Source organism: Psychrobacter sp. PL19 (assembly GCF_017875835.1).
In the GTDB taxonomy this organism is placed as follows: domain Bacteria; phylum Pseudomonadota; class Gammaproteobacteria; order Pseudomonadales; family Moraxellaceae; genus Psychrobacter.
Genome location: NZ_JAGING010000001.1, coordinates 507,113 through 533,576 on the forward strand (window position 1 = coordinate 507,113; position 26,464 = coordinate 533,576).

A 26,464-nucleotide genomic window follows, 5' to 3' on the forward strand; every position below is an offset into this window, starting at 1 on the left:
CTCAAATTTTAAGCCCATAAAAAAACCGCCTTGAGCACTAATAATAAGTGATTCAAAGCGGTTCTTTTTATTGAGGCGACATTCTAGTGCTACATTAGTAGAATAGTCACTTAGCTCTGTTCAATGCCTTTCATAGTCAATTTAATGCGACCACGGTTATCAACGTCTTGGACAAATACTTTAACGACTTGACCTTCTTTGAGATAATCAGACACATTCTCTACGCGCTCTTCTGCGATTTGAGAGATATGGACTAGGCCATCAGTATTTGGTAGGACGTTAACGAAAGCACCGAAGTCAACGATACGAGCAACCGTACCTTCATAGATTTTACCTACTTCGACTTCTGCAGTTAAGGCTTCGATTTTACTAATAGCGGCTTTGGTCGCGGCTTTATTTTCACCAAAGATACGAATCGTGCCGCCGTCATCAATATCGATAACCGCGCCTGTTTCTTCGGTTAGCTGACGAATGGTTGCGCCGCCTTTACCAATAACTTCACGAATTTTATCTGGGTTGATTTCAATCACTGCATAGTTAGGCGCATGTGCGTTGATTTCAGTACGGCTTGCGGGCAGTACTTTATTCATCGCATCTAAGATATGGATACGACCAGCATGGGCTTGTTTGAGCGCTTGCTCCATGATGTCTGGGGTAATGCCTTCAATTTTAATGTCCATCTGTAGCGCAGTGATACCGTCTTTAGAGCCAGCAACTTTAAAGTCCATGTCGCCAAGATGATCTTCATCACCTAAAATGTCAGACAATACGGCAAAGCGCTCGCCTTCTTTAACCAGACCCATCGCGATACCAGCAACGGGTGCTTTCATTGGTACACCAGCGTCCATCAATGCCAAGCTGGCACCACAAACAGAGGCCATAGAAGATGAACCATTTGACTCAGTGATCTCTGATACCACACGGATAACATACGGGAAGCGTTCGCTATCAGGAAGCATCGCTTGTACACCGCGGCGCGCTAAGCGACCATGACCGATTTCGCGACGTTTAGGAATACCTTCACGGCCGGTTTCGCCGACTGAGAAATGCGGGAAGTTGTAATGCAACATGAAATGGTCACGAATAGTACCACCTAGCGAGTCAATCATATTGACATCACGGCTGTTGCCAAGGGTAGTGGTCACTAATGCTTGGGTTTCACCACGAGTAAATAACGCTGAACCATGGGTAAATGGTAACACGCCTACTTGTACATCAAGGGCACGTACCGTATCAAGGTCACGACCATCAATACGTGGTTTGCCAGACAAGATGCTGTCACGAACCGTACGATATTTTAGCTCGTTATAGATTTCTTTTAGCTCAGATACATTGTTGCTATAAGCTTCTGACTCTGAATCACCTGCTAGTGTTCCGATAGCCGCTTGCTTAATATCATCCAACTTAGTGTAACGTTCTTGCTTGTCAGTAATGGTATAAGCGTCAGCAACTTGTACACCGAACTGCTCTTTCATAGCACTTTCAAGCGCTTGGTCGTGCTTAGGAGCAGTAAACTGTTGCTTAGCAGTACCTACTTCTGCTGCTAATGAGGCAATATTATCAATAACAATTTGCTGTTGCTCATGGCCATATAGTACAGCGCCTAGCATTTGGTCTTCTGATAGCTCTTTGGCTTCAGACTCTACCATCAATACTGCCGATTTTGTACCAGCGACGATTAAGTCCAGATCACTCTCTTTAAGTTGCTCAAGCGTTGGGTTTAGAACGTATTCACCGTTAATAAAGCCAACACGTGCACCGGCAACAGGGCCGTTAAAAGGCGCGTCAGAGATAGATAACGCTGCTGAAGCGCCAATCAATGCGGCGATATCTGCAGATTGAGTTTTATCTGATGACACTACTGTAGCTGTGATCTGAACCTCGTTCAAATAGCCTTCAGGAAATAACGGACGAATTGGACGGTCAATGAGACGCGAGGTTAGGGTTTCAAACTCGCTAGCGCGGCCTTCGCGTTTGCCGTAAGCCCCTGGAATCTTACCAGCAGCATACATTTTTTCTTGATAGTTAACCGTCAATGGAAAAAAGTTTTGCCCAGCTTTTGCTTCAGACTTAACGACTGCTGCTACTAATACAGTAACGCCGCCCATGTGAACTAAAATAGAGTTGGCTTGGCGAGCAATACGACCAGTCTCAATGATAACTTGCTGGTTGCCATATTGGAATTCACGTTTAATGGTGTTGAACATTGTCGGATTTGTCATATAATTTTCCTAATGTTGGATGACGAAAATAATATCAGCGCTATAAGGAGCCTGATATCAGTCGTTAAAATTTTTCTGGCTATAACCGCTAACTGAAGAGCATTGTACTTGCGAGTTCTGCTCGTAAGTACGGTCACTGTTATGCATTTATCTTACGGATTTATCTATACTGCTACATCTTTTAGTCGTTCAAATTCGATTGTCCATAAATATCTTTTCTATCAGTACCAATGAAGCTTTGACGTTATAAAGGCCACATTACATACGGGCTATTAATTTTTTTACACCTACATCTATAGGTAAGCATGGCTATAAAAACTCACAGTGCACTATTTTACAGGGATTTCTAGCCATTGACCAATTAATTACAAAACTGAGCGAATGTTAGTATTTCTCACTACTTTGTCTTGCAAATTGTCTGTGCTTAAACTTGTGCCTTTACTTACTATTCTACAGCTATAAAGCAGGCTATTATTACCTAGCTTTACCTTCTAAATTTGACGTAAAACCTCTAAACACAGTAGCCATAAAAAAACGGCGTGAAACTATTCCACACCGTTTTTTACTACTCAACTATTATGTCAATAACAACAAACAAATACTCATAGAGCGATCACAAAGTATAGAATTATGCCAAAACATGTTGCACGTTCTAACTTAACGGTACCTACTATAAGACTGTTGCTAGATTAACGACGTAGACCAAGCTGGCTGATAACCGTCGTATAACGACCAAGATCTTTGCCTTTTAAATAATCAAGCAGTTTACGACGAGTATTAACCATACGGATAAGACCACGACGGCTATGATGATCAGCTTTGTGTGCTTTAAAATGGTTCTGCAAATCGTTAATGCGGGCGCTTAGTAAAGCGACTTGAACTTCAGGTGAGCCCGTGTCGTTTTCGCCACGTTGGTATTGAGCAATGATTTGTTCGCGATCAGTATTAGTTAACATAGATTTCTCCGGCAATGCTAAAGGTTACAAGTGACATTCAATAAATTTGAACGCCTATGAAACGATAGAATAGTATAAATAAAATAGCTTACCTGCCATTCGGGACAACCCTGCATTACTAGAGTTGACCTAGTGGTCAGCAAGCACGATATATTGACTTGGGGGCGATTATAACAAAAAACTGCTGAACTAACAGCAACTTTCGGCAGTAGTTTCAGCAGTTTTAGAAAATAATCATGATGATAAATATGGTTCTACAGCTTACTTATCTTTTTTATTTTTGAGATCATCTTCGGTAGCATTGCTACCCAGTTCCTCATCTGCTAATGGCATGGTGGTTACCTCAGCCAAGCTATCTGGAACAATATCTTCACTTGGATTGATATCATCTGCTAACCGTTGTATGCTTTTTTCTTGCTTATCCATATTTTCTTTTGGCTTATCCATAATAACTCTCCTAGTTTATTTTATTATCAATAATATAATTTTAAAATAATCTAATGTTAAAAATGCCAACCATTTGAACAGTTAGCATTTTCAATTAGATACTCAAAACCTAAGCTAAAACAAAAAGCTTATTTTTCTTTCTTAGCTTTTTCTGCATTATCAGCGATACGATCTGCCGCTTCTTCCGTATCTTTTGTATAGTTGCTTTCAGTTTGGTTCTTTAATGAGGCAGTAGCTGCTTCAGAACGTTCTTGCTCAAGCTTAGTATTGTTGGGGTTAGGCTGTGACATAGTGATTTCCTTTTTTGTGTTATGAATGGATATAGTTAAGTCAAAATTTCTGTTAAATATGCAATTAGAGCTTGGTACATTCATATTTTTTGTATTATTATTTTTATGATTACGTTTTTTATTAGACTCTCTCATTCAGACTTTCTAATTTTTAGTCTTAATTTAATCTAGATTTTTATCATTAATACAACTGTGCGTTATAGATATGTTTGGACTATTTAATGAGTATATAAAAAAAGCAGGTTCCACTATAGGTGGAACCTGCAATAAAATGTGACAGTATGTGATTAGTGTAAGGTGTTAGTAAGTTTTATAGAATTGAGGATCGTTTATTCTGATCCACCCTAAATGTACTAACTATAGTCAATGAAAAGTGATGTCGATACATAACATACTGCTGGCATAAATTTTTCTTGCTTGCTGTGCCTACGCAGACAGAGGCGGCAAAAAGCTTATACCAGCAGTATCGTAGCGTTTTTAAGGTATTTTAACTATATGTTAATAAGCTACAAGTTGACTAGTTTTTTAGGTTGCAACCGACCATTCAAACTCACTGCGCCCAAACCAATGAACTGCCCTTGCTGGTCTATTAAACGAATATCTACGGGTATTTCATAGAGTAATGGTTGAGCTTCGCTCTGCTGACCATCAAGATTACTACTGTTATGACTGCCGGTCTTATCACTATCATTTTGATAATTTGCATCATCTTTACTACTAGATGCATGCTGACTAACAGTATTTAAAATATAATCTTGCAAATCTTCAGTAAGCTGATCGAGTACGTTTAAACGCTGACCCATATGTACACGTTCAACTTGCACCGGTGTCAGTGTGAGTTTAGGCGCAATATTGACACAGGCATCTACCGATAACAATTGAGCGAATCGACTGTCTAAAGTTTGTTGCTCTAATTGCACTAAGGTAATGGCCTGATCAACCTTGAAGTCGCCAACCTGCAGGCGACGCAAGGCTATCAGATGACCTAGTGTACCCAATACTTTGGCGATATCCTCAGCTAAAACGCGTACATACGTGCCCTTAGAACAGGTGACCGTCAGCTGGATCTGCTCTTGGTTGATCTCCACTAGACTAATGGCTTTAATAAACAGATCTCTTGGCGCACGTTCAACTTCTATGCCAGCGCGCGCATATTCATATAGCTTTTTGCCATCTTTCTTTAAGGCGGAATACATCGGTGGTATTTGCTGCTGAGCACCCAAAAACTGCTGAGCGATATCTCTTAGCTGTGCCTGATCAAACTTAGGTATAGCAGCCTGTGCAATCACTTTACCATCAGCGTCGCCGGTATCAGTCTGAATACCCAGTAATATCGTCGCCTGATAAGATTTATCAGCATCAAGTTGGTAATGACTAAACTTAGTCGCCTCACCTAGGCAAATGGGCAGTAGGCCTGTGGCCATTGGATCAAGCGTTCCAGTATGACCCGCTTTTTTACTGTCATGTATAGGCGACTTAAACAGATACTTAACTTTCGATACCACCTGTTGTGAGGTCATACCAATCGGCTTATCCACTAGAATGACCCCAGATACTTTCTGCTTACTGGCTTGATTGGCTGCTTGCTTCGCTATGGACATAATATTTACTTATTGGTCAGTTTGTTTCTGATCTACTGCTTGCTCATCAGCTTCATTTTGCTCAGTTTTGGTGACTGCCTGACTGATCAAGTCCATCATATAGTTACCGCGAGCAGTGACTTCATCGTAATGAAAGCGCAGGCGTGGTGTGGTACGTGTTTTTAAGCTATGGCTCAGCTCAGTACGCAAAAATCCAGCAGCTTTATTAAGCACTTGCACACTCGGTTCATGATCAGTCTTGTTCATGCCACCGTTGAGTTCCGATTCCATGATAGTCACGTAGATATCTGCATAGCCAAGGTCAGGGCTAACTTTGACACTCGATATAGTTACGAAACCTGTCAGACGTGGATCGTTGACTTCATCACGAATAAGAACAGCAAGCTCGCGCTGAATTTGATCGGATAAGCGTTGTAGGCGTTGGTTCATATTATTATCCTGTTTTTAATACTATTAATTTGGCAATGTTAAAAATATATAATATACGATAAAAAAGGCCTAGCAGGATGAACCTGTTAGGCCTAAATACATCGTAATATCAGTAAGCAATGCGATGTATATCCAGCTGATTAAGCTTATAGCATGCTTAAATAACAGATTTAGATAGTGCGTTCGAACTCTTGAATTTCAAAGACTTCGATTTTATCGCCCGCTTCGACATCATAACCACGAACCGCTAGACCACATTCAATACCAGTGCGCACTTCATTAACGTCTTCTTTATAGCGACGTAATGACTGCAGTTGACCGGTAAAGATAACCTGGTCATTACGCAGTACACGAATTGGCTTGTTGCGATAAATAGTGCCTTCAACGACCATACAACCAGCCGCTGCACCAAATTTACTAGAGCGGAACACTTCACGTACGTCAGCAACACCTAGGATTTTCTCACGATGTTCTGGCGCAAGCATACCACTCATTGCTGCTTTCACATCATCGATTAGACCATAGATGACACTGTAATAACGGATATCCATATTAGCGGCATTCGCTTTGCGACGCGCGGTAGCATCTGCTCGGACGTTGAAACCTAATAGTACGGCTTCGCTAGACTCTGCCAGTGTCACATCAGACTCTGAAATCGGACCGACACCTGAGCTGATAACTCTTACTTTTACTTCATCAGTTGATAATTCATCTAATGCGGCAAGTAAAGCCTCAAGCGAACCACGAACATCAGTTTTTAGCACGATATTCAAGAACGACACATCGCCTTGTTCCATCTGCTCAAACATACTTTCTAGGCGCATTTTATTCTGGCGTTCAAGTTGACGCTCGCGCTCACGGTTAACTCTGAAGTCAGCAACTTCGCGCGCTTTCTTCTCGTCAGTAACCACTAAGAACTCGCTACCCGCAGCTGGCGTTTCAGGCAAACCTAAAATCTCAACTGGGATAGAAGGACCAGCTGACTGGATACGCTGACCATGCTCGTCCACAATGGCACGAACTCGACCATAGTACTCACCTGCTAGGACTAAATCACCTTGCTTCAATGTACCTTTTTTGACCAATACACTAGCGACAGGGCCACGACCTTTTTCAAGTCTTGACTCAATAACGATACCTTGAGCAGCCCCATCTAGCGGCGCTTCTAACTCCATCAGCTCAGCTTGTATGCTAATGTATTCTAAAAGCTCATCAATACCTTCGCCAGTTTTGGCTGAGATACGTGCCATTGGGGTATCGCCACCCCATGCTTCTGATACCACTTGCTTAGCGGTTAACTCATTTAAAACACGATCAGGATCAGCACTTGGCTTATCCATTTTGTTAATGGCGACAATAATTGGTGTGCCTGCAGCACGAGCATGATCAATCGCTTCTTCAGTTTGCGGCATCATACCGTCATCAGCAGCAACTACTAGTACTACAATATCAGTCGCTTGTGCGCCGCGTGAACGCATGGCACTAAAGGCTGCGTGACCTGGGGTATCAAGGAAAGTAATAACCCCGCGTGCGGTTTTAACGTGATAGGCACCGATATGCTGAGTGATACCACCGGCCTCGCCAGTGGCGACTTTGGTTTCGCGAATTTTATCAAGCAATGACGTTTTACCATGGTCAACGTGACCCATAATAGTAACCACTGGTGGGCGCGCTTGTACGTTACTGCTACGCTCATCGACAGCGCTATGAAGGTCATCTTCAACCTTAGTATCGCTCACTGGTACTGGATTATGACCCATTTCTTCAACGATCAGACTTGCTGTCGCTTGATCAATGGTATCTGTCTCACTAGCCAATTCACCCATTTTCATAAGTAACTTAGTGACTTCGCGTGCTTTGACCGCCATGCGTTGCGCCAGATCAGCTACTGCAATGTGCTCGCTAATTTCGACATCATAAACAATTTTTTCAACAGGTTTTTCAAACTTATGCTGACCGGCTTGGGTTGAACGTAAACCATTTTTACGGTTTTTTATCTCACGCTCATCCTGGTTCTTACGGCGACGACCACGGGTACCAGTACTACTTGCACCGCGCTTAATTTCGCGACGTTCTTTTTCAAACGATTCTTCTAAAGCGTCGCCAACCAAGCCTTCGGCTAGAGGTTCATCTTTACGAACTTCAGCAACAGGTTCGCGATCTGTATACTGACCTGCCATTTTTCGCATCTGCTCAAGAGTACGTTTTTGCGTCTCTTCAGCTTGGGCTCGGCGGGTTTTTGATTCGATTTGACGTAGACGTTCTTCTTCTACTTCACGTGCCTCACGAGTTTTTCGTTCAGCTGCGGTTTCAACTTTTGGCTTAGTAGCAGCGACTTTTTTCTTTTCTTTAGTTTTGATCTCAATAGCAGTTTTGCTGCCCTTTTTGACCACAACTGAAGAAGTAGAAGCTTCATCACTTTTGCCTGCTGAGCTTTTGTTAGACCCTAAACTTGCACGCATAGCCGCTAAGGTAGCCGCTTGGCGCTCTTCAGATTTTTTCTTAGTCGCAGAACGCTCTTCAGCTTCTTTAGCAGCGCGGGCTTGTGATTCAATCAGTGCCTGTTCGCGTGCAGCCAACTCTTCAGCCATTTTTTCTGGATCAGGCTTCTCGAATACTTTCTTTTTACGTACTTCAACATTGACGCTCTTAGATTTACCTGAAGAGCCGGTCACGCGCGCAGTACTCGTTGTCTTAGATTTAAGACTAATACGGCGCTTGTCTTGCTGACCATGACTTTGCTTTAAATACGTCACCAACTTCTCTTGCTCAAGTTCGGTGACTAGGTCATCCTCCCCACGAGCAGGTAGCCCAGCATCCACTAGTTGCTGCTTTACAGCGCTAGCGACTTTGCCTACCATATCTGCCAGTTCTTTGACGGTCTTATCTGCCATTGATTATCACCTACTGTCTATTATTTGCTATATGTTCAATTCAGTTGTTGGCTACAAATGATTGCGTTAAGGCTGATACTAGTTTTATATTAATACCAGCGCTCTATTATAAATAGCATATCACCAAAAGACAGCGATATGCAGTTAGAGCCTATTCATTGAACCAAGATTCCCGAGCTTTCATGATGAGTTTTCCTGCGGTTTCAGTGTCTAAGTCTTCAATATCTTCTAAATCAAATACAGCTTGTTCAGCTAGATCATCAACGGTAATGATGTCTTTTTCAGCCATTCTATAAGCCCAACTGACGGTCATACCTTCAAGATCTTGTAGCTCTTGACTTGGCTCTTTCATGTTCTGTTGTTTTACTAGCTCATCAGCGATTACCACTTCTTTAGCACGCTCTTGAATCATATCAATCGCTTCGTCATCTAAGCCTTCGATATCATAAAAAGTCTCAGCTGGCACGTAAGCCACTTCTTCGATGCTGGTAAAACCAATATCAACGAGCGCGTGTGCTAAATCTTTATCAACTTCTAGACGTTCATAGAATAAGTCGATAAAGGCTTTTGACTCGTCTGCTTGACGTTGCTGATACTCTTCTTCAAGCATCATATTAAGCTTATAACCCGTCAATTCAGAAGCCAGACGTACGTTTTGGCCTTGTGAGCCAATAGCACGTGCAAGTTGGTCGTTAGTACTAAAGATAATATCAGCCGTTTGCGCATCTTCATCTAAGATAATGCTGCTAACATCCGCCGGCTCAAGTGCACTGATGATGAACTGGGCGGGGTCATCTGACCATACCACGACATCAATACGTTCGCCGTCAAGCTCTTGCTGAACGGCTTGAATTCGCGTGCCACGCATGCCAATACAAGCACCAACTGGATCAATACGATGATCGTTGGTTTTCACGGATATTTTAGCACGAGTACCAGGCAAACGAGCAACGTTACGAATCTCAATAATTTGCTCGGCAATCTCAGGTACTTCTTTTTGCATCAAAGCTGAGAGCATTTCAGGATGGGTACGCGATAACAGTAGCTGCGCGCCACGATTGTCGCGGTTGACATGATATAAAATAGCATTGATGCGCGACTTTGCCCGCAGCTGCTCACGTGGCAACATCTGATCGCGTGACAGATAACCTTCAGCACTATCACCAAGGTCAATAATATAGCCATCGCGAGTTTGTTTTTTTACTTCGCCATACATCATTTCGCCAACTCGTGGCTCAAAAGCGTCTGCCACCAGGGCACGCTCAGCTTCGCGAATCTTTTGGATGATGACCTGCTTAGCTTGAGTGGCTGCAATGCGACCAAACTCAATAGATTCAATCTGCTCTTCTTTAACATCGCCAATTGACCATTGTTCTTGATCAAGGTCGGTGATGGCAAGCTGACAGGCAGGCATCTCATGGTCTTCGTCTGCAACCACTGTCCAGTAACGATAAGTATCATAATCACCAGTCGTACGATCGATGGCTACCCGCACTGCCACTTCTGGCTGTTCGGTATATACTTTTTTCTTGGTCGAAACCACCAAAGCTTCTTCAATTGCTTCAAAGATATCTTCAGGGTTCAAGCCTTTTTCATTACTGACAGTTTCTACTACCGTTAAAATTTCACGACTCATGCTATACCTGTCCTATCATTTTATAATTGGCTTTAATTTTGTGATTTGTGCGTTAACATTACGTTATCGCTGTAGGCCATACGCTATTTAAGAATTAAGTAATTTACGTATTATGGCTAACCAGTACATTTAGTTGCTTGTGCACCTAACGACCTTATAAAATACTTTTAACCACTATTTCATAGTCAGTCATTTTTCATTTATCTAATAGTTAGTTATTTTTGGTCACTTACTTATTTTACTGGCACCTATCTACTGTCACTTATATTGCATGTCTGGCACAATAATTAAGCGTCTTCATAAATTAAATTGGCTTTATCGATGTTACTCAAAGCAATCTCAAACTGCTCATTATCAGTGGCAGTCAGCTTTAGGAAGGTTGTATCTATACTGTCCAATCTGCCTGTTACTTTGCGGCGTTTTTTGTCGCCTTCTCCAATAGCCTGTATTAAGCGCAAGCTAACTGTTTGGCCCACATAATCATACATTTGCTCATCTGAGAAGAACGCACGATCAAAGCCAGGTGAAGAAACTTCTAATATAAACTCACCAGCAATGGGGTCATGTACTTCTAGAATCCCACTCACTTGATGGTTAACCGCAGCGCAATTCTCGATCGTCACCTGCTTATCTTGAGCTTGTTCTTCAGGTAATGACTCAATATAAATACGTAGCAAAGAACGATTGCCTTGTGGGCCAAACTCTACACCCCACAACGCTACATCACAAGCTGCTACTGCAGGAGCAATGATATTAGTTAGTTCTGCAACCTTGGTCGAAAGTTTCATAGTCTATTTATAGTATCCTATTTGCTGGTCTATCGTACTCAATGAACCATACTACTTATTATTGTTTGTACAGATCACGGTAATCGTTTTGTTGGTAAGGGTTGTAGTAACGGTTGTCTATTCTACTGCCGTTATGACATCTCTAGCTCGACGTCGCATTTATTATACATCTCTGTAAAGATGAAACACTTGAACTTCAAACTCGGCTTATCAATGCTCTTATTATTAATCAAGCGGAGGTATCAGTAAAAGAGTATAAAACAAAAGACAATGTCGCTTACGAGTAATCGCTCAAATGGCGTAGTATTATCGTACTCTATGGATATAGAGCTTAGCATAGGTAGGATTGATACCGCGATAACCCTGACCATCAGATACAAAAAAACCCACAAACATAATGGTGGGTTGATTGTCACTGACAGATTTAGTATACAAAATATCAGTATAGAAAATGGTAGCGGGGGCTGGATTTGAACCAACGACCTTCGGGTTATGAGCCCGACGAGCTACCAGACTGCTCCACCCCGCATCAATCTAGAACGCATATTATAGGGAGGTTTTATATAACTGTCAATCTTTATTTCAAATAAACTTTAAACTAAAAATATCGTTGCTATAACTACTAACCTAATATTGTTCTATATAAAAAAAGTTGGTGCGATTGGGGGGACTTGAACCCCCACAGCTTTCGCCACCACCCCCTCAAGATGGCGTGTCTACCATTCCACCACAATCGCTTATGTCTATTTGTTACTTTAACTTTTTTTACTAACCTGTTTTAGCTCGCTGCTCTTATTCTATTACTGCGTACCATGAGGATGATACTTACGATAAGTACAGACTGCTAAAACAGGAAAGCATTGTAAAACTAACACACTAGAATAGCAAGGGCTGCTATTAAAATAACGCAGACACTATAATAGCTAGAGCCTGCTGGATCAAATATAGCTACTGAGGATTTTGTGTCAAAGGACGCGGCGTTTGCGGTGCTGACACTGGCGCGTCTAGGCGAAACTGATCTTCAGCTTGCTTACGTGCATTTACCGCAAGGGTCATGCTGGTTATAAAAAATACGACTGTTAATGCTGCCGTGGCACGAGTCAAGAAGTTCGCTGTCCCCGCCGCACCAAACACGGTACCAGACGAGCCAGCCCCAAAAGAAGCTCCAGCGTCTGCCCCTTTACCATGTTGGATCAAAATCAAGCCGATCATGGCAATGGCCACGATAATGTGCAGGGCTAATATAAACGTAAACATGGTGGCCTCTTTTGCCGCTTAATGACGACTGATAACGGGAGTAAAATCTTAGGATCTAATACTATCTATAGATAGAAGTACACTGATTATAAAAGTACAATGACGTTAAATAAGGCGCATTGTACACGATTGCAAGGGTACTGTTAAACCAACTTTTATCAACTTACCAAGGCACTTTAGGTGCTGAGTCGACGCTAAGTACGCTAACTTTGGTGATAGAGGTTACCCTTTGGCACAAGTGAAGGCGTTAGCAATGGCTAAAAAGTCTGCTGCCTTTAGGGACGCGCCACCAACCAATGCGCCATCTATCATAGAGTCTGCTGCAAAACTATCGGCATTATCCGCGTTGACGCTACCACCATACAACACACTAACAGCAGCTAACTCTGGCGAAAAACTGCTTATCGTTTGTTTAATATAGTGATGAGTGGCGCTCACTTCAGACACGGTTGGTACTTTACCAGTGCCAATCGCCCAAACTGGTTCGTAGGCAATAATTAGACGTTCAGCTAGAACTTCCACAAAGCCAGGTTGCTCACCTGCTTGCTGATCGAGCACATCTTTTATGACTGTTAGTTGTGTATTAAGCACCTCTAGGGTTTGCTTAGCATCATATTGCGCTTGAGTTTCGCCCACACACAGTACAATACCTAAGTTTTGCGCCAACGCATGAGTGAGCTTTTGTACCAGGATATCATGACACTCCTGGTGGTATTGTCGACGCTCAGAGTGACCAAGTATCGTCCACGTTGCACCCGCATCTGCCACTTGCTGTGCTGAGCAATCACCCGTATAGGCGCCGGTACTATTGCTATGAGCGCTAATATCTTGAGCAGCACACATGACTGAAGATCCTTGCAGACGCGAGCTGACAGCTGCCATATGAATGCAACTTGGCGCTACCATCAACTGACAGTTAGTCGCTGAGTCTGTTGCAGTCGATTCTTGAGCACTAATGGCAGTTAATAGATCATTTATAAGTGTATTAACACTATGGCTCGTTGCTGGATTCTGCTTCCAATTTCCAATTACCCAAGCTTGCATCACACATCTACCTTGTATCGTTTATCATTGCCAGTGCGGCTAACATGCGCGCCAGTATAACAAATATTTCACAAGTGCTATAGTTATAGTATAGTGCTGATGAGACTGAGGTTGGTTTATTAGGACCCTTATGATAGTCACGATTGCCATAGAACCCTGAATAATAGAACCCTAAACAATAGAACCCTGAATAGTGTTTTGGTTTTGAGCAAGTTTATGGCACATTCGTTACCAAGGAGAGTTAATGATGTCCACCACAACCAGCAAGTTTGGTGGTCTAGCGCAACAGCTGATTAGTGAAGGCATTGTCAGTGAAGCGCACATGAAAGCGGCGCAGACTGAATCGCTGCAGCAGCAAATTGGACTGGTCTCTTATCTGGTAGATAATAAAATAGCCAATGCCTATCAGCTAGCGCAAATGCTATCACAAGCGTTAGGCGACCCTTTATTTGACCTTAATGCACTTAGTGACGAGGTCATTCCAAAAGACTTGGTTGATGAAAAAATTGTCCGCAAGTTTAACGCGCTGCCCATCTTCAAGCGCGGGCAACGACTGTTTGTGGCATTGAGTGATCCGACCCGTGTAGACGCGATTGATGCGATTGCCTTTAACTCGCGGTTGTCCGTCGAGACGGTGGTGGTCGAAGAAAACAAGCTTAAAAAACGTATTGATAGCCTCTATGCAGATACCATGCACAGTTTTGGAGGCTTTGCGGATAACGACCTGAAAGTCGATTTTGAAGATATCAAAAAAGAGGATGGAGAAACCAAACTTTCCGATGGGGTCGATGAAGCACCGGTAGTAAAGTTTATAAATAAAATGTTGGTGGATGCTATTCGTATGGGCGCCTCAGATCTACATTTTGAGCCCTATGAAAAGACATTTCGGGTACGCTTTCGCGTGGATGGAGTGATGCAAAAGATGGCCAGCCCACCAGTACAGCTTGCCAGCAAAATTGCTTCACGCTTAAAAGTTATGTCACAAATGGACATCTCAGAGCGGCGTGTACCGCAAGATGGCCGTATCAAGCTGAAACTATCTAAAGATAAAGCCATCGACTTTCGGGTAAACTCCTTACCGACCCTATTCGGTGAAAAAATCGTTCTGCGTATCCTAGACCCCTCTTCAGCAATGCTCGGTATCGAGGCTTTAGGCTATGAACCCGATCAAAAGAAAATGTTTTTAGAAGCGCTACATAGGCCTCAAGGCATGCTACTGATTACCGGCCCTACCGGCTCCGGTAAAACAGTCTCACTCTACACTGGTATTAATATCCTCAATACGGGCGAGACCAACATTTCGACCGCTGAAGACCCAGTTGAGATTAACTTGGAAGGGATCAATCAGGTCAACGTCAACCCTAAGGTAGGTTTGACTTTTTCTAATGCCCTCAAATCATTCTTACGCCAAGACCCTGATATTATTATGGTGGGTGAGATTCGTGACCTTGAGACTGCTGAGATTGCTATTAAAGCCGCGCAAACTGGTCACATGGTACTTTCGACCCTTCATACTAACTCTGCTCCAGAAACTTTAACGCGTTTACGTAATATGGGAGTAGCCTCATTTAACATCGCCACTTCAGTAAACCTAGTTATCGCGCAAAGGCTAGCAAGGCGCTTATGTAAAAACTGTAAAAAACCCGTCATTATTCCACGCCAAAGCTTACTTGAAATTGGCTTTGCGGATGCTGATTTCCATAATTCAGAAAACACGATTTATGAGCCTGTAGGCTGTGGTGAATGCCGCGATGGTTATAAAGGTCGCGTGGGTATTTATGAAGTGATGAAAGTTAGCCCAGATATTTCGCGAATTATTATGGAAAATGGTAATGCGATAGACATTAAGGACGCAGCGCTCAGAAATGGTTTTCGAGATTTGCGCCGCTCTGGTGTGCTAAAGGTATTGCAAGGGGTTACTAGTGTTCAGGAGATGATGCGGGTCACCTCTGAATAATAGCGATAAGCAACTGAGCAACTGAGCAACTGCCAAAATATAGCTGGAATTAAATTTCCATAAGCAACCTTCAGTACTTAATAGCACCGGATATCAAAACCCTAAAAAGGTCTAATCACTGATAGTTACTCATTTTTTACGCCAATATAAGACACATAAGTTTAATACTGTGGTTAAGAAATTCGGGCATCTTTTTATGTTTTTAAATCGTCCACATTAGATAATACTCGAGGGTAAAAACATGGCAAAAGCTAAGACTGATATGCTACTAGACTTTGTCTATGAAGGGGTTAATCGCCGCGGACAAAAAGTCAAAGGTGAGACTACCAGTCGTAGTTTAGAGCTGGCCAAAGCGACCTTACGCAAACAAGGCATCACCGTCAAAGGCATTAAGAAAAAGCCCAAGCCCATATTTACCTTCAAAAAAGCCATTAAGCCTATTGATATTGCCATTTTTTCGCGGCAACTGGCAACGATGATGAAAGCGGGCGTCCCATTAACCCAGTCTTTTGAGATCGTCGCTGACTCGCTTGATAATCCCAGTATGAAAGACCTGGTATTGCAAATAAAAGCTGATATTGAAGCGGGAGGCACTTTTACTTCTGCACTACGTAAGCATCCGCGCTACTTTGACGATTTGTTTTGCTCACTGGTCGATTCTGGTGAGCAGTCAGGGGCGCTAGAAATTATGCTAGAACGGGTAGCCACTTATAAAGAAAAGAGTGAGCTGCTAAAAGCCAAGATTAAAAAAGCCTTGAAATACCCAATAGCGGTCGTGGTGGTCGCGGTTATCGTGACTATTATCTTGCTGGTCAAGGTCGTCCCGGTATTCTCCGGACTGTTTGAATCTTTTGGTGCAGAATTACCCGCTTTTACCAAAATGGTTGTACACATGTCAGAATGGATGCAGTCTTATTGGTTTATTTTGATTATCATGATTGGTGCCGCGATTATTGGCTTTTCTGAAGGCAAAAAACGGTCTAAGAAGTTTCGTGACTTTTTAGACCGCGCCACATTAAAGACGCCGATATTTGGTAAAATTGCTTATCAGGCGGTTATTGCGCGTTTTTCTCGTACACTATCCACCACCTTTGCCGCTGGCGTGCCGTTACTGGATGCTCTAGAATCTACCGCCGGTGCGACCAACAATGTAGTGTTTTATAATGCCACTCAGCAAATAAAAAATGACGTCTCTACAGGACAACAGTTACAGTTTTCGATGCGCACTACCAATTTATTTCCAAGCTTGGCCATTCAAATGGTAGGTATCGGTGAAGAGTCCGGTAGCTTGGAAGAAATGCTTGATAAAGTGGCTGTATATTATGAGAACGAAGTCGATAATGCCGTCGATGGTTTGACCAGTCTAATGGAACCACTGATTATGGCAGTACTGGGGGTGTTAGTCGGTGGCTTAGTGATTGCCATGTATTTACCAATCTTCCAAATGGGCTCAGTGGTAGGCTAAAGGCCAATTAAAGGACAGCGACTTAATGCAATTCGTACAGTTATTACAAGAAAACCTTACCTTGGCTTTAATCGTATTTGCGGTATTGGGTCTTTGCGTGGGCAGTTTTTTAAACGTAGTCATTCACCGTATTCCATTGATGATGGTTTATGGCTGGCGGCAAGAGTGTAGCCAGTTCTTATCTCAGCAAGTAGATATAAACCCTGAGCACGCCGCGGGTTTAACGCACATGGTTGCCAACGATCTGCCGCTTACTTTAAGCACACCTGCCTCGCGCTGTCCCCACTGTGCCCACAAAATTAAGTGGTATGAAAACATTCCTTTGATAAGTTGGATGGTTTTGCGCGGACGCTGCTCAGATTGTAAGGTGGCTATTGGTCTGCGTTATCCTATCGTTGAGTTGATCACTGCGCTGTTATCAGTGTTGATCATTTATCAGTTCGGCGTTAGTGCGACGGGTCTATCAGCATTGATATTGGTATGGACCCTGATTGCCTTGACAGGTATTGATTTTGATACCCAACTGCTACCCGATCGTCTCACTTTTCCTTTAGCAGGATTGGGCTTGGCAGTCAACTCGCAAGGCTGGTTTGTATCACCAACCCAATCAATTTGGGGCTTATTATTAGGGTTTTTATCACTGTGGATAGTGGTCAAGGTATTTTATCTGATCACTAAAAAACAGGGTATGGGCCAAGGTGATTTTAAGCTACTCGCAGTAATGGGCGCCTGGCTTGGGCCACTGATGTTGCCATTGATTATTCTACTGTCGTCCCTACTTGGTTCGATCGTTGGGATTATTCTCATGAAGAAACAAGGCGAAAGTAAACCTTTTGCCTTTGGTCCTTATATCGCTATCGCTGGAATCATCGCTTTACTTTATGGCTCAGATATCATCAACTGGTACTTAGGCATGTATGTCTAAAGGCTATTCTTAAGTACTACTCTTAAGTACTACTCTTAAGTACTACTCTTAAGTACTACTCTTAAGTACGATGCTTAAGGTCGCTATATCGCCCGACTCGGCCTGTGTTATTATGTTTATTGGTTATTATATTTATTTATTGATTGTTTTTATTCTTTATTCTATCAGCCAAATAAGTCATTCCTATGTCAACAAACTTTAATTTACCGTCTAATCATACTAGTGCTAATAATAACTTAATGCGCCAGCAAACTAAAAACAAAACCTTGGTCGTAGGTCTGACTGGGGGTATCGGTAGTGGCAAAACTGCTGCCAGCGACTGGTTCGCTGAGCAAGGAATTGATATTATTGATGCTGATGTGATTGCTCATAAAGTGGTCGATAAAGGCAGTATTACCCTACGTAAAATCCAGAAAAAATTTGGTGATTGGGTGATTAATGCTGGAGGAGAAATGGATCGTGCCGCGGTACGTGCACATGTATTTACCCATCCTGAAGCGCTCATTGAGCTGGAAGCGATTACTCATCCAGCAATACGTGAAGCGGCAAAAGTACAGCTAGCAGCCAGCACATCAGCTTATGTGGTGCTATCTGCTCCTTTGCTTATTGAAGCGTCAGAGGCCGGTCTGGCCAATTTATGCCAGCGTATCCTAGTGATTGATGTGCATGAAGATACACAGCTTATGCGCGCAGGTCTGCGTGATGAGCAGAGCACGGCAAAGATTAGAGCCATTATGGTCAATCAACTTAGCCGCGAAGAACGCAATCGCCATGCCGATGATGTGATTACTAATGAAGACGACTTGGCTGCATTACGCTTGCAATTGCAGCCGCTACATCAAACCTACCTCACTCTTGCTCAGCAGCTAAAGTACGCTGTCGATTGATCTCATAAAGCGCCATACCTGTAGCGACACTGACGTTGAGGCTTTGTAAATTGCCATGCTCATTACCTGACATGGGAATATAAACTAATTCATCACAGCTCTCAGTAGTCAGACGACGCATACCGTCACCTTCAGAACCCATAATAAGCGCAGTTTTGCCAGTCAAATCTGCGGCATGTATGGGTTTGGCATCGGCGTTAAGTGCCGTACCAAATACGAATACACCGGCACTTTTAATCTGCGACAGTGTACGCGCTAGATTAGTCACACTAATGATAGGCATCATCTCCGCTGCACCGACTGATACTTTGGCAACTGTTGGCGTTAGACTGGCAGCATGATGTTTTGGACAAACAACCACATCGACACCCATCGCCACAGCGGTTCGCAAGCAGGCACCGAAGTTATGCGCATCCGTGATCTGATCCAGTACTAATATCAAACACTGATCGCGGCCGATGACCTTGTCCAATAAACCCTCATCCGCAAAACTTAACGGACGGGCGTGCAGCACCACTCCTTGATGCTGCGGACTGCCACACAGCTGGGTCAGGTTATCTTTTTGGGTAGGCTGGATACTCACACCATTGGCTTCTGCTTGCACGATAATAGCTTGTACATGGCTATCATTTTCGCGGCCTTGCTGCACAAATAGACTGAGTGCATCAATGGGACGATATTCGAGTAAGGCATCAATGGCATGAATACCATAAAAATAGCTGGGTTTTGCCATAATAGACCTGCTGATTAAAAGATGGGTATCGCTAGATGCGATAGAAAGTGAGTTACGGCTATAAATTATGTCAATGAAAAGAAACAAACAAAATCAGAATGATCTTATTCGTTTATTTTCAATTGGTAATGCTACGGCCTCTAATTTGACGATCTACAGTTTTTGGCTATCATTTTAAGCGATAATCTTGAGCGATAGTTTTGAGCGGTAACTTTTGATCTGTCGAGCATTTATAGTGAAACGAACATAAAATACTTAGCTGCTTACCGAGTAAAAACTATAGGGAGCCTATCAAATTAGCGGTATTAATCAAGTCTGACACGCGTGACAGACTGATAGTTGAATCATTATAACACTAACCTTCTAAATGACAGACATACTGGACGATTTCTTCAGTACGTAAGTTAAAACCGCTATTACCTTCGACCACGAATGACTGGCCAGCACGGTAGTAGCTAAATCCTTCATCACCATTAATTTTAACTTCACACTCGCCGCTGATGATCTCAATACGTTCGGAAGTATTGGTGCTAAAGTGATATTGTTCGACCATATTATCGCACGGTAGAATGACGCCTAATGTTTTATGGCGGCCGTCTTCGAACATGATGGTGTGGCTTGAGCAACGCCCATCATAAGATATTGTGGCCTGAGCATTGACTGTCACATTAGTAAATTGTGCCGCTGTCATAGTGGCTTCCTTATCAAATAATTATTGCTAAACTAAAAAATAAGCGACTGATTGAATCACGGTGGAAATGGTTATTTCTAAACATAGATATAGATATAGATATAGAGTCTAAATGTGTGTAGAGACTTTAAAATAAACGCCTTAAGGTGCTGAGTTACTGAACCACTCTACTCACCGTATTTTGTTCTACAACGCGTTGACCTCCTATAATGTAACTTGATGTATGTGATGCATTGTAGCAAGAGTTTATCATTATGTGAGATAATGCTACCACATTATGTCTACCAAATTTGTTACAGCGCCACCGTCATTATAAAAGAATATTAAGACAAAATGCTAAACGTGGTTGCATGCCATGCTATTGCTTTTAAGAAAACTTATGGTTAGGCTAACTACTCTAATGATGTTTGTTAACGACTTTTTTACAGTACTTAATGCAGGTCATGCTATATGGGTTTATGTGATTCGTCGTTCCTAACATTTGTATTTAAAGCGTTTTGACACCATACTATTTACCGGTAATTCCTATTTATTAATAACCGTCAATTGACCTTACCAACCTATTGTCGCTATAACTTACCTGAGATTTTACTTGATGTTAATTGTCTGCCATGAGAGGCGTTGATGCTATTATCATTATCTTTATATCAGTTTGCATTAATAGCCAAGCATGAGCTGAACGTCGCTGAGGGCTTTAATGTCATCACTGGTGAAACAGGAGCTGGTAAATCGCTGTTACTTGATGCGCTATCATTATGTGTTGGTGAACGAGCAGATAGTGCAATGGTCAGACATGGCGCGGCTCATGCTGATATTTATGCCCAATTTGATGTGCAAGGTAATGGTGTCATCGCTGATTGGTTCGTTGAGCATGACCGACTATTGGATGAGCCGGAAATATTGATTCGCCGGCAATTGAGTAGTAATGGACGCTCAAAAGCTTGGCTGAACGGCACGCCTGTAAGTTTGGCTGAGCTGAAAAACCTGGGTAGCTTATTGGTTAATATTCATAGCCAGCACGCCCAACAAGCATTGCTGAAACCACAGTTTGTCGTGCAGTGGCTTGACGAGATGGCGCAAATATCAGCATTAGCGGCGCAAACGGCGAGCCATTATCAGCAGTACCAACAACTACAACGCCGTGCTGATGACATTGCTAGCCGCGAGGCTCAGCGGCAAGATAAAATTCAACTATTGCAAAGTCAGCTGACCGATATCGCACCGCTCCTGAGCGTTGATTATCAAGAGGTTGAAGCTGAGCATGAAGAATTATCGAATATTGAAGCATTAATGCAAGAAGCCAGTCATGGCTTGCATCTACTGGATAATGATACTGATGAGCCAGATGTCATGACCTTGCTCGGACGGGCTATCAAATTATGTGACAATCAAGTGGGTGTCAGTCAAACCTTTGTGCAAGCCTCTGAACAACTACATTTAGCCCAACAACAAATCACCGAAGTGACGGCCCTACTTTCAGATTATGCTGAGCAACAATTACCTGACCCTGAACGTCTACAAGCATTAGATAGCTTAATAAGCTTGGGGCATCGATTATCACGCAAGCATGGCTTGCCAGCGAGTGATTTGATTGCCGAAGCACGAGCGTGGCAAGAGCAATTAGAGCAGCTAGAAAATGAACCTAGCAGTGATGCCCTTGCTGCGCAAATCGAGCAAGCATGGCAAGATTATCTACAGTTAGCGACCCAGCTGAATGATCAACGGTCACAAGCAGCACCGATTGTCTGTACCCAGCTGGTTGCCCAGTTGCAACCATTGGCGCTACCTAATGCGCGCTGTGAGTTCGTCTTCACTGAAAAAGCCGACCCCGCTCGTTATAATGCGCAAGGCTGCTTTGATATTGACTTATTGTTTAGCGCTAACGTTGGTATGCCGATGCAGCCGCTGCATAAGATTGCTTCAGGTGGCGAACTCTCACGCATGGCATTAGTCATGCAGGTACTGCAAGCGACCAATGCCGATAATAATGCTGCCAAGCCAATGTTGGTATTCGATGAGGTCGACGTTGGTATCAGTGGCGGTACCGCACAAGTAGTCGGCGAGCTACTGCGCGCCCTTGGCCAGACTCAACAGCTATTAGCTATCACCCATCAGGCACAAGTCGCTGCGCAAGCACATCAGCATATCTTGGTACAAAAGCATCATCATGAACAAACCCAAAGCGAACTGTTAATCTTGACTGACAGTGAAAAAGTAGACGAGCTGGCACGAATGTCCGGTGGCGTGACGATCACTGAAGTTACCCGTGAGCATGCTCGCAGTTTATTGACTGATGTTAAATGACAATCGCTGCAGTTCATTCACTATTGATGTGTGGTGGTTCAGATTACTTTTGAATGACCATCGTCCTTTAGTTAGTATCCGTCAGGTATCTTCATACCTACAGTCTGTTGATTTTTAGCTTCAGTTGATTTCTTACTCAATAACACCATATAGTAATATCCCAACTCATTTATATTGTACATGCCCCTATGCCTAGAGCTAACTTGACCCATCATTTCTTAATTGCAGCGCCAGAACTGTCGGACCCTCGGTTTGAACAGGCGCTAATCTATATCTGTCGCCATGATAAACAGGGCGCACTGGGTCTGATGGTCAACCGTCCACTAGAACGATCGCGTGTAGGTAAGCTATTAGAAGATTTAAATATTGAGGTTACTGAGCCGCAAGTGATGGAAGACTTGGCTTTAGAAGGGGGACCTATGTATCCTGAAGTGGGTTTTGTGCTGCATACCGGTCAACCAGAATGGGCGTCATCATTTGCCATCTCGGAGAACGTTTGCATCACGACCAGTCAAGATATTCTTCAGCGGATTGCTGCTGGTGAAGGGATTGGCCATTATCAATTGTGCTTAGGTCATGCCAGTTGGGGCAAAAAACAACTTGAACGCGAACTTGATAGCGGTGATTGGTTAGTGTGTCCTGCTGATTTAACGTTATTATTTGACACACCGTTTGAAGAACGTTGGCAGCTCGCGGCAGAAAAGATTGGGATAAATTTTGATTATCTAAGTAGCGACATCGGTCATGCTTAATAATTAGGCTGATCGCCATACCTATAAACATGATATCGCCAATTTCGTCAGGACTAATGCGCTCAAAACTATTTTCCCCCAAGTTTATTTCCTCATAATACAATCAAAAACTTTCGCACTATCAGCTGTAAGATTGTCGAGATCTTCCATTTATTTTCTCAAAATTTTAGCTTGTATGTGTTGAATAAGAAATACACAATATAAAATAAGCAAAGCTACATAAAATTATCTTGATAAAAATCATCTTGATAAAAAATAAAATTTATAAAGAAGCTTTAATAAAAAATCTTAATGGAAAAGGAAGTACCCCTTATTATGGTAGATAGTCATACCACCGTTGAAGTCGATGATCCTAGTATTGCTGAGCCCGCCACCAAACCTCATCTCATATTAGCACTAGATTATGGGGTCAAAAAAATGGGTATGGCGCTAGGTAATACCATTACTGAGACTGCGCGCGCGTTCGATATTTTAGCGATGAATAATGGGCAACCTGACTGGGATAATTTACTCGGGATCATCGAGGTTTGGGGGATCGCCCAAGTAGTGGTCGGGCTACCGCTAAATATGGATGGCAGCAGCTCTATGCTATCGAAGCGTGCTCATAAGTTCGCCCGCAGGCTAGCGCATCGCTTATTAGAGCAGCACTCACCGGCGACCGTGATACTTTGTGATGAGCGCTTGACCTCAGTAGAAGCCCGTGAGCTGGCGTGGGAACACGGCTGGATCAAGAATGAACGTGACCCAATTGATGATGTCTCTGCTTGTATCTTAATGTCTACTTACTTCGCTGAGCCTAGTAGCAGTATCGCCATTGATGCTGTACAAGCTGATTAAAACTATTGTTGGGCGATCAGTTGTTAGACCAACAATTATCAGTATATTTATACCTCTGTTAATAATATTTACCTAAAGGATGGCTGATTGTTATGACTCATGCCCCAGACCAATCCACACAGTACGGCTTTACTCCGCTTGCGGTTACTCGCATTAAAGGGGCACAGCGAGCGAACCAAATTGCGGTATACCTGATTTATGCTGCCATCTTTGCCTTTATGGTTTTTGGCACAATAGCCAGCATAAAGATGTTTCATGACAACCAACTGCTGTATCGATTGTTTTTTAATCTACCCTATGTATTGATTGCCCTGACCATTCCTATTACCCTTTATGATGCCTTTATTATTTATCGCTATCGGCTCAATCAAGCATCGATGGTTATTATGACTGTCGGGGTCTCGAGCATTATTCTTGTCGGCGGGTTGCTGTTTGCTGATACCGCTTGGCTGGGATTGGCTTCATGGCTTGGTGTGGCATTTTTATTTAAAGTTAGTTTTAAACGCTTTTTTGACTTTTTAGAAGTAGAAGAAGAACCTGAAATCATTGAAGACTCGAAAGTAGGTAATGTTATTGAGTCGGAAGACTCTTCACTATAAAAGAGCTATAAAACAACCGAATCGCCACCACTATTTCAATTCATTAACTTACCTTTTAAAGCTGCGACTATGACAACTTCGACGCCAGACACTACTATTAATCATCATTTGGACACCCAAGGGCTGATTTGTCCTGAGCCAGTAATGATGCTCCATAAGACCATTCGTAAAGCGGATGGCGGTGATGTTATCGAGATATTAGCCACTGATCCCGCTACTACGCGCGATATTCCTAATTTTTGTCGCCATCTGGGGCACACGCTTGTCCATCAAGAAACGCTAAATGAGGCGCCAACGTATCGCTATTTAGTAAAGAAAAAGAGTGCTTAGTAGTTACTAATCATCGGTTGCCAACTTGTATGCATTCAGGTTTACTCACAGCTACTTAGCACTGTATCGTTTTTAAATTAAATCGATTATATCTTTGCATTGTAGAAAATATATCATTCACAGGTTAAAGGTAGGCAGCGTGTTACCAACAGAAAAGCAGTATGTGCAGTGGCACGAAAACGAAACCTTACATAATGCCCGCTGGTTGTCCCAAAGCAACCAAGTGCCACCTGTACGTATTGTTTTGATCGACGATAAAACGACAGCAGATGAGGCCTATCGTTTGGCTTGCGCGGGCACTTCAATGCTGTGGCACGGCGACTTTCAGAATGCACGGCAACTACTACAAGCCATCAATCGACGTATTGAGCGCTCTGAGCAGCGCAAAATTAGCAAGGCAGCCAATAAAAATAAGTCGACTAAAACCACGGCTGAGCCCTTAGTAGTTTCTAAACAGATACCGAACTTGTTTCATCAACAGCGCCAAGCTCAAGCCCAGCGTTCACGCGTATTAAGCCGTTTGCTATTAAAGCTTGATGCCAGTTATGTCAGTCAGTTACATCGCGCCCCCGATATCAGTGCGGCTTGTACTGCGGCTTTTGGCCAGTTAGATGAGGGAATGGATGAGTCGTGCTTACTCTCGTTTCGTGACCTGCAAGGTGCCTTAGGCGCGGCGGGATGGCGTGCAAAAGGGGTACCGATTGAAAGTTTAGGTCTATCGATTTTCCCGCATTATGGTGTGTTTGCGCCAACCCGTCATGAGTATGTGCAGCTATTGCTTGATGCACGACTGCCGAATGCTTGTGATGTGGCCTTTGATATTGGTACTGGCACCGGTTTGCTAGCCATTATCTTAGCGCAGCGCGGTATGCAACAGGTGATTGCGACCGACTTAAATCCACGTGCTTTGGCCTGCGCCAGCGAGAACTTTGCGCGTTTAGAGTCAGCCGTGCAGTTACAGCAAGCAGATTTGTTTCCGACTGACGCGCCGTTAGCCAATCTGATTGTTTGTAATCCACCTTGGTTACCAGCTAAGCCAACCTCGCCATTAGAATACGCTGTCTATGATGCCAATAGCGCGATGTTGCGTGGGTTTTTGCAGGGCGCAAAACAGCATTTGGCCGAGCAGGGAGAAGTCTGGTTAATTCTGTCAGATTTGGCTGAACATTTGCAGTTGCGCAGCCGTGATGAGTTATTGGGCTGGTTTGCCGATGCTGGTTTAGAGGTTAAATACCGTCTCGATACCCAGCCTAAACACAGTCGTAGTCAAGACACTACTGACCCACTGTTCGCTGCGCGCAGTGCGGAAATCACCTCGTTATGGTGTTTAGTGCCTGTTGATAATTAAAGTAATAGCTGAATAGTAGCTAATGCATAAAAATTGCCTAACAAAAATTTTATTAACATTATGGCCAGTTCA

General features: G+C 43.1%; 23 protein-coding genes and 2 tRNA genes. 10 read left to right on the forward strand and 15 right to left on the reverse strand.

From position 1 onward, the window contains the following. Positions 1–110 precede the first annotated feature (110 nt). The 13 genes from pnp to tpiA form a co-directional block, all read right to left on the reverse strand. A complete protein-coding gene (gene pnp / locus H4W00_RS02020; protein ID WP_209958826.1) occupies positions 111–2,207 on the reverse strand; it encodes a polyribonucleotide nucleotidyltransferase in 2,097 nt (698 codons plus the stop codon). 704 nt (positions 2,208–2,911) lie between these two features. Further along, positions 2,912–3,178, reverse strand: a complete 267-nt coding sequence (gene rpsO, locus H4W00_RS02025) for a 30S ribosomal protein S15 (RefSeq protein ID WP_209955930.1) — start codon at positions 3,176–3,178, stop codon at positions 2,912–2,914. A 261-nt stretch (positions 3,179–3,439) separates the two neighbouring features. After that, positions 3,440–3,625, reverse strand: a complete 186-nt coding sequence (locus tag H4W00_RS02030) for a hypothetical protein (RefSeq protein ID WP_209955932.1) — start codon at positions 3,623–3,625, stop codon at positions 3,440–3,442. A gap of 128 nt (positions 3,626–3,753) precedes the next feature. After that, positions 3,754–3,915 carry a hypothetical protein gene (locus H4W00_RS02035; protein WP_209955934.1) on the reverse strand — a complete coding sequence of 54 codons (162 nt, stop codon included), beginning with the start codon at positions 3,913–3,915 and terminating at the stop codon, positions 3,754–3,756. Positions 3,916–4,421: 506 nt separating this feature from the next. Beyond that, positions 4,422–5,516, reverse strand: a complete 1,095-nt coding sequence (gene truB / locus H4W00_RS02040; RefSeq protein WP_209955935.1) for a tRNA pseudouridine(55) synthase TruB — start codon at positions 5,514–5,516, stop codon at positions 4,422–4,424. 9 nt (positions 5,517–5,525) lie between these two features. After that, entirely contained in the window at positions 5,526–5,945 is a 420-nt protein-coding gene (locus tag H4W00_RS02045) for a ribosome-binding factor A (RefSeq protein ID WP_209955937.1), read from the reverse strand. A gap of 170 nt (positions 5,946–6,115) precedes the next feature. Then, positions 6,116–8,839 (reverse strand): translation initiation factor IF-2, encoded by a 2,724-nt coding sequence (gene infB, locus H4W00_RS02050; protein WP_209955939.1) that lies wholly within the window; start codon positions 8,837–8,839, stop codon positions 6,116–6,118. Positions 8,840–8,990: 151 nt separating this feature from the next. Continuing rightward, positions 8,991–10,475: a transcription termination factor NusA gene (nusA, locus tag H4W00_RS02055; protein WP_209955941.1), complete on the reverse strand. Its 1,485-nt coding sequence runs from the start codon at positions 10,473–10,475 to the stop codon at positions 8,991–8,993. 287 nt (positions 10,476–10,762) lie between these two features. Further along, positions 10,763–11,263 (reverse strand): ribosome maturation factor RimP, encoded by a 501-nt coding sequence (gene rimP, locus H4W00_RS02060; RefSeq protein WP_209955943.1) that lies wholly within the window; start codon positions 11,261–11,263, stop codon positions 10,763–10,765. A gap of 452 nt (positions 11,264–11,715) precedes the next feature. Next, positions 11,716–11,792: transfer RNA gene (locus tag H4W00_RS02065), tRNA-Met, on the reverse strand. Between the two features lie 124 nt (positions 11,793–11,916). After that, a tRNA-Leu gene (locus H4W00_RS02070) sits at positions 11,917–12,000 on the reverse strand. Positions 12,001–12,211: 211 nt separating this feature from the next. Continuing rightward, a complete protein-coding gene (gene secG / locus H4W00_RS02075; protein ID WP_209955944.1) occupies positions 12,212–12,520 on the reverse strand; it encodes a preprotein translocase subunit SecG in 309 nt (102 codons plus the stop codon). A gap of 222 nt (positions 12,521–12,742) precedes the next feature. Then, the gene (tpiA, locus tag H4W00_RS02080; protein WP_209955947.1) at positions 12,743–13,564 is read right to left on the reverse strand and encodes a triose-phosphate isomerase; all 822 of its coding nucleotides are present in this window, start codon (positions 13,562–13,564) and stop codon (positions 12,743–12,745) included. A 247-nt stretch (positions 13,565–13,811) separates the two neighbouring features. Between tpiA and pilB the strand changes: the two genes are divergently transcribed. The 4 genes from pilB to coaE all read left to right on the forward strand — a co-directional run bounded on the left by pilB (position 13,812) and on the right by coaE (position 18,798). Next, positions 13,812–15,521, forward strand: coding sequence for a type IV-A pilus assembly ATPase PilB (pilB, locus tag H4W00_RS02085; RefSeq protein WP_334684986.1), 1,710 nt, complete (start codon positions 13,812–13,814; stop codon positions 15,519–15,521). Positions 15,522–15,762: 241 nt separating this feature from the next. After that, positions 15,763–16,986: a type II secretion system F family protein gene (locus tag H4W00_RS02090; RefSeq protein ID WP_209955952.1), complete on the forward strand. Its 1,224-nt coding sequence runs from the start codon at positions 15,763–15,765 to the stop codon at positions 16,984–16,986. Positions 16,987–17,011: 25 nt separating this feature from the next. Next, entirely contained in the window at positions 17,012–17,911 is a 900-nt protein-coding gene (locus H4W00_RS02095) for a prepilin peptidase (RefSeq protein ID WP_209955953.1), read from the forward strand. 239 nt (positions 17,912–18,150) lie between these two features. After that, entirely contained in the window at positions 18,151–18,798 is a 648-nt protein-coding gene (gene coaE, locus H4W00_RS02100) for a dephospho-CoA kinase (RefSeq protein WP_209958828.1), read from the forward strand. Here coaE and rlmB read toward each other — a convergent pair. After that, positions 18,761–19,531, reverse strand: coding sequence for a 23S rRNA (guanosine(2251)-2'-O)-methyltransferase RlmB (rlmB, locus tag H4W00_RS02105; RefSeq protein WP_209955956.1), 771 nt, complete (start codon positions 19,529–19,531; stop codon positions 18,761–18,763). The genes coaE and rlmB overlap by 38 nt on opposite strands. 355 nt (positions 19,532–19,886) lie before the next feature. Then, positions 19,887–20,222, reverse strand: a complete 336-nt coding sequence (gene ppnP / locus H4W00_RS02110; RefSeq protein WP_209955958.1) for a pyrimidine/purine nucleoside phosphorylase — start codon at positions 20,220–20,222, stop codon at positions 19,887–19,889. A 624-nt stretch (positions 20,223–20,846) separates the two neighbouring features. Between ppnP and recN the strand changes: the two genes are divergently transcribed. The 6 genes from recN to H4W00_RS02140 all read left to right on the forward strand — a co-directional run bounded on the left by recN (position 20,847) and on the right by H4W00_RS02140 (position 26,392). Then, positions 20,847–22,526, forward strand: a complete 1,680-nt coding sequence (gene recN / locus H4W00_RS02115) for a DNA repair protein RecN (RefSeq protein ID WP_209955960.1) — start codon at positions 20,847–20,849, stop codon at positions 22,524–22,526. 188 nt (positions 22,527–22,714) lie between these two features. Beyond that, positions 22,715–23,278, forward strand: coding sequence for a YqgE/AlgH family protein (locus H4W00_RS02120; RefSeq protein WP_209955962.1), 564 nt, complete (start codon positions 22,715–22,717; stop codon positions 23,276–23,278). A gap of 315 nt (positions 23,279–23,593) precedes the next feature. Further along, positions 23,594–24,115 carry a Holliday junction resolvase RuvX gene (gene ruvX / locus H4W00_RS02125; protein ID WP_209955963.1) on the forward strand — a complete coding sequence of 174 codons (522 nt, stop codon included), beginning with the start codon at positions 23,594–23,596 and terminating at the stop codon, positions 24,113–24,115. A gap of 92 nt (positions 24,116–24,207) precedes the next feature. Then, positions 24,208–24,714 (forward strand): hypothetical protein, encoded by a 507-nt coding sequence (locus H4W00_RS02130; protein WP_209955965.1) that lies wholly within the window; start codon positions 24,208–24,210, stop codon positions 24,712–24,714. Positions 24,715–24,783: 69 nt separating this feature from the next. After that, complete coding sequence (tusA, locus tag H4W00_RS02135; protein ID WP_209955967.1) at positions 24,784–25,044, forward strand: sulfurtransferase TusA; 261 nt, start codon at positions 24,784–24,786, stop codon at positions 25,042–25,044. 139 nt (positions 25,045–25,183) lie between these two features. Next, a complete protein-coding gene (locus tag H4W00_RS02140; protein WP_209955969.1) occupies positions 25,184–26,392 on the forward strand; it encodes a methyltransferase in 1,209 nt (402 codons plus the stop codon). Positions 26,393–26,464: the final 72 nt, after the last annotated feature.

What these genes read in the sequence shown, in the direction of transcription:
- truB (WP_209955935.1), bottom strand. Translation starts at nt 5,516, where the DNA reads ATGTCCATAGCGAAGCAAGCAGCCAATCAAGCCAGTAAGCAGAAAGTA.
- pnp (WP_209958826.1), bottom strand. Translation starts at nt 2,207, where the DNA reads ATGTTCAACACCATTAAACGTGAATTCCAATATGGCAACCAGCAAGTT.
- H4W00_RS02120 (WP_209955962.1), top strand. Translation starts at nt 22,715, where the DNA reads ATGCCTAGAGCTAACTTGACCCATCATTTCTTAATTGCAGCGCCAGAA.
- recN (WP_209955960.1), top strand. Translation starts at nt 20,847, where the DNA reads ATGCTATTATCATTATCTTTATATCAGTTTGCATTAATAGCCAAGCAT.
- tpiA (WP_209955947.1), bottom strand. Translation starts at nt 13,564, where the DNA reads ATGCAAGCTTGGGTAATTGGAAATTGGAAGCAGAATCCAGCAACGAGC.
- infB (WP_209955939.1), bottom strand. Translation starts at nt 8,839, where the DNA reads ATGGCAGATAAGACCGTCAAAGAACTGGCAGATATGGTAGGCAAAGTC.
- H4W00_RS02130 (WP_209955965.1), top strand. Translation starts at nt 24,208, where the DNA reads ATGACTCATGCCCCAGACCAATCCACACAGTACGGCTTTACTCCGCTT.
- tusA (WP_209955967.1), top strand. Translation starts at nt 24,784, where the DNA reads ATGACAACTTCGACGCCAGACACTACTATTAATCATCATTTGGACACC.
- ruvX (WP_209955963.1), top strand. Translation starts at nt 23,594, where the DNA reads ATGGTAGATAGTCATACCACCGTTGAAGTCGATGATCCTAGTATTGCT.
- H4W00_RS02035 (WP_209955934.1), bottom strand. Translation starts at nt 3,915, where the DNA reads ATGTCACAGCCTAACCCCAACAATACTAAGCTTGAGCAAGAACGTTCT.
- rimP (WP_209955943.1), bottom strand. Translation starts at nt 11,263, where the DNA reads ATGAAACTTTCGACCAAGGTTGCAGAACTAACTAATATCATTGCTCCT.
- secG (WP_209955944.1), bottom strand. Translation starts at nt 12,520, where the DNA reads ATGTTTACGTTTATATTAGCCCTGCACATTATCGTGGCCATTGCCATG.
- rpsO (WP_209955930.1), bottom strand. Translation starts at nt 3,178, where the DNA reads ATGTTAACTAATACTGATCGCGAACAAATCATTGCTCAATACCAACGT.
- pilB (WP_334684986.1), top strand. Translation starts at nt 13,812, where the DNA reads ATGTCCACCACAACCAGCAAGTTTGGTGGTCTAGCGCAACAGCTGATT.
- H4W00_RS02045 (WP_209955937.1), bottom strand. Translation starts at nt 5,945, where the DNA reads ATGAACCAACGCCTACAACGCTTATCCGATCAAATTCAGCGCGAGCTT.
- nusA (WP_209955941.1), bottom strand. Translation starts at nt 10,475, where the DNA reads ATGAGTCGTGAAATTTTAACGGTAGTAGAAACTGTCAGTAATGAAAAA.
- ppnP (WP_209955958.1), bottom strand. Translation starts at nt 20,222, where the DNA reads ATGACAGCGGCACAATTTACTAATGTGACAGTCAATGCTCAGGCCACA.
- H4W00_RS02090 (WP_209955952.1), top strand. Translation starts at nt 15,763, where the DNA reads ATGGCAAAAGCTAAGACTGATATGCTACTAGACTTTGTCTATGAAGGG.
- H4W00_RS02030 (WP_209955932.1), bottom strand. Translation starts at nt 3,625, where the DNA reads ATGGATAAGCCAAAAGAAAATATGGATAAGCAAGAAAAAAGCATACAA.
- coaE (WP_209958828.1), top strand. Translation starts at nt 18,151, where the DNA reads ATGCGCCAGCAAACTAAAAACAAAACCTTGGTCGTAGGTCTGACTGGG.
- rlmB (WP_209955956.1), bottom strand. Translation starts at nt 19,531, where the DNA reads ATGGCAAAACCCAGCTATTTTTATGGTATTCATGCCATTGATGCCTTA.
- H4W00_RS02095 (WP_209955953.1), top strand. Translation starts at nt 17,012, where the DNA reads ATGCAATTCGTACAGTTATTACAAGAAAACCTTACCTTGGCTTTAATC.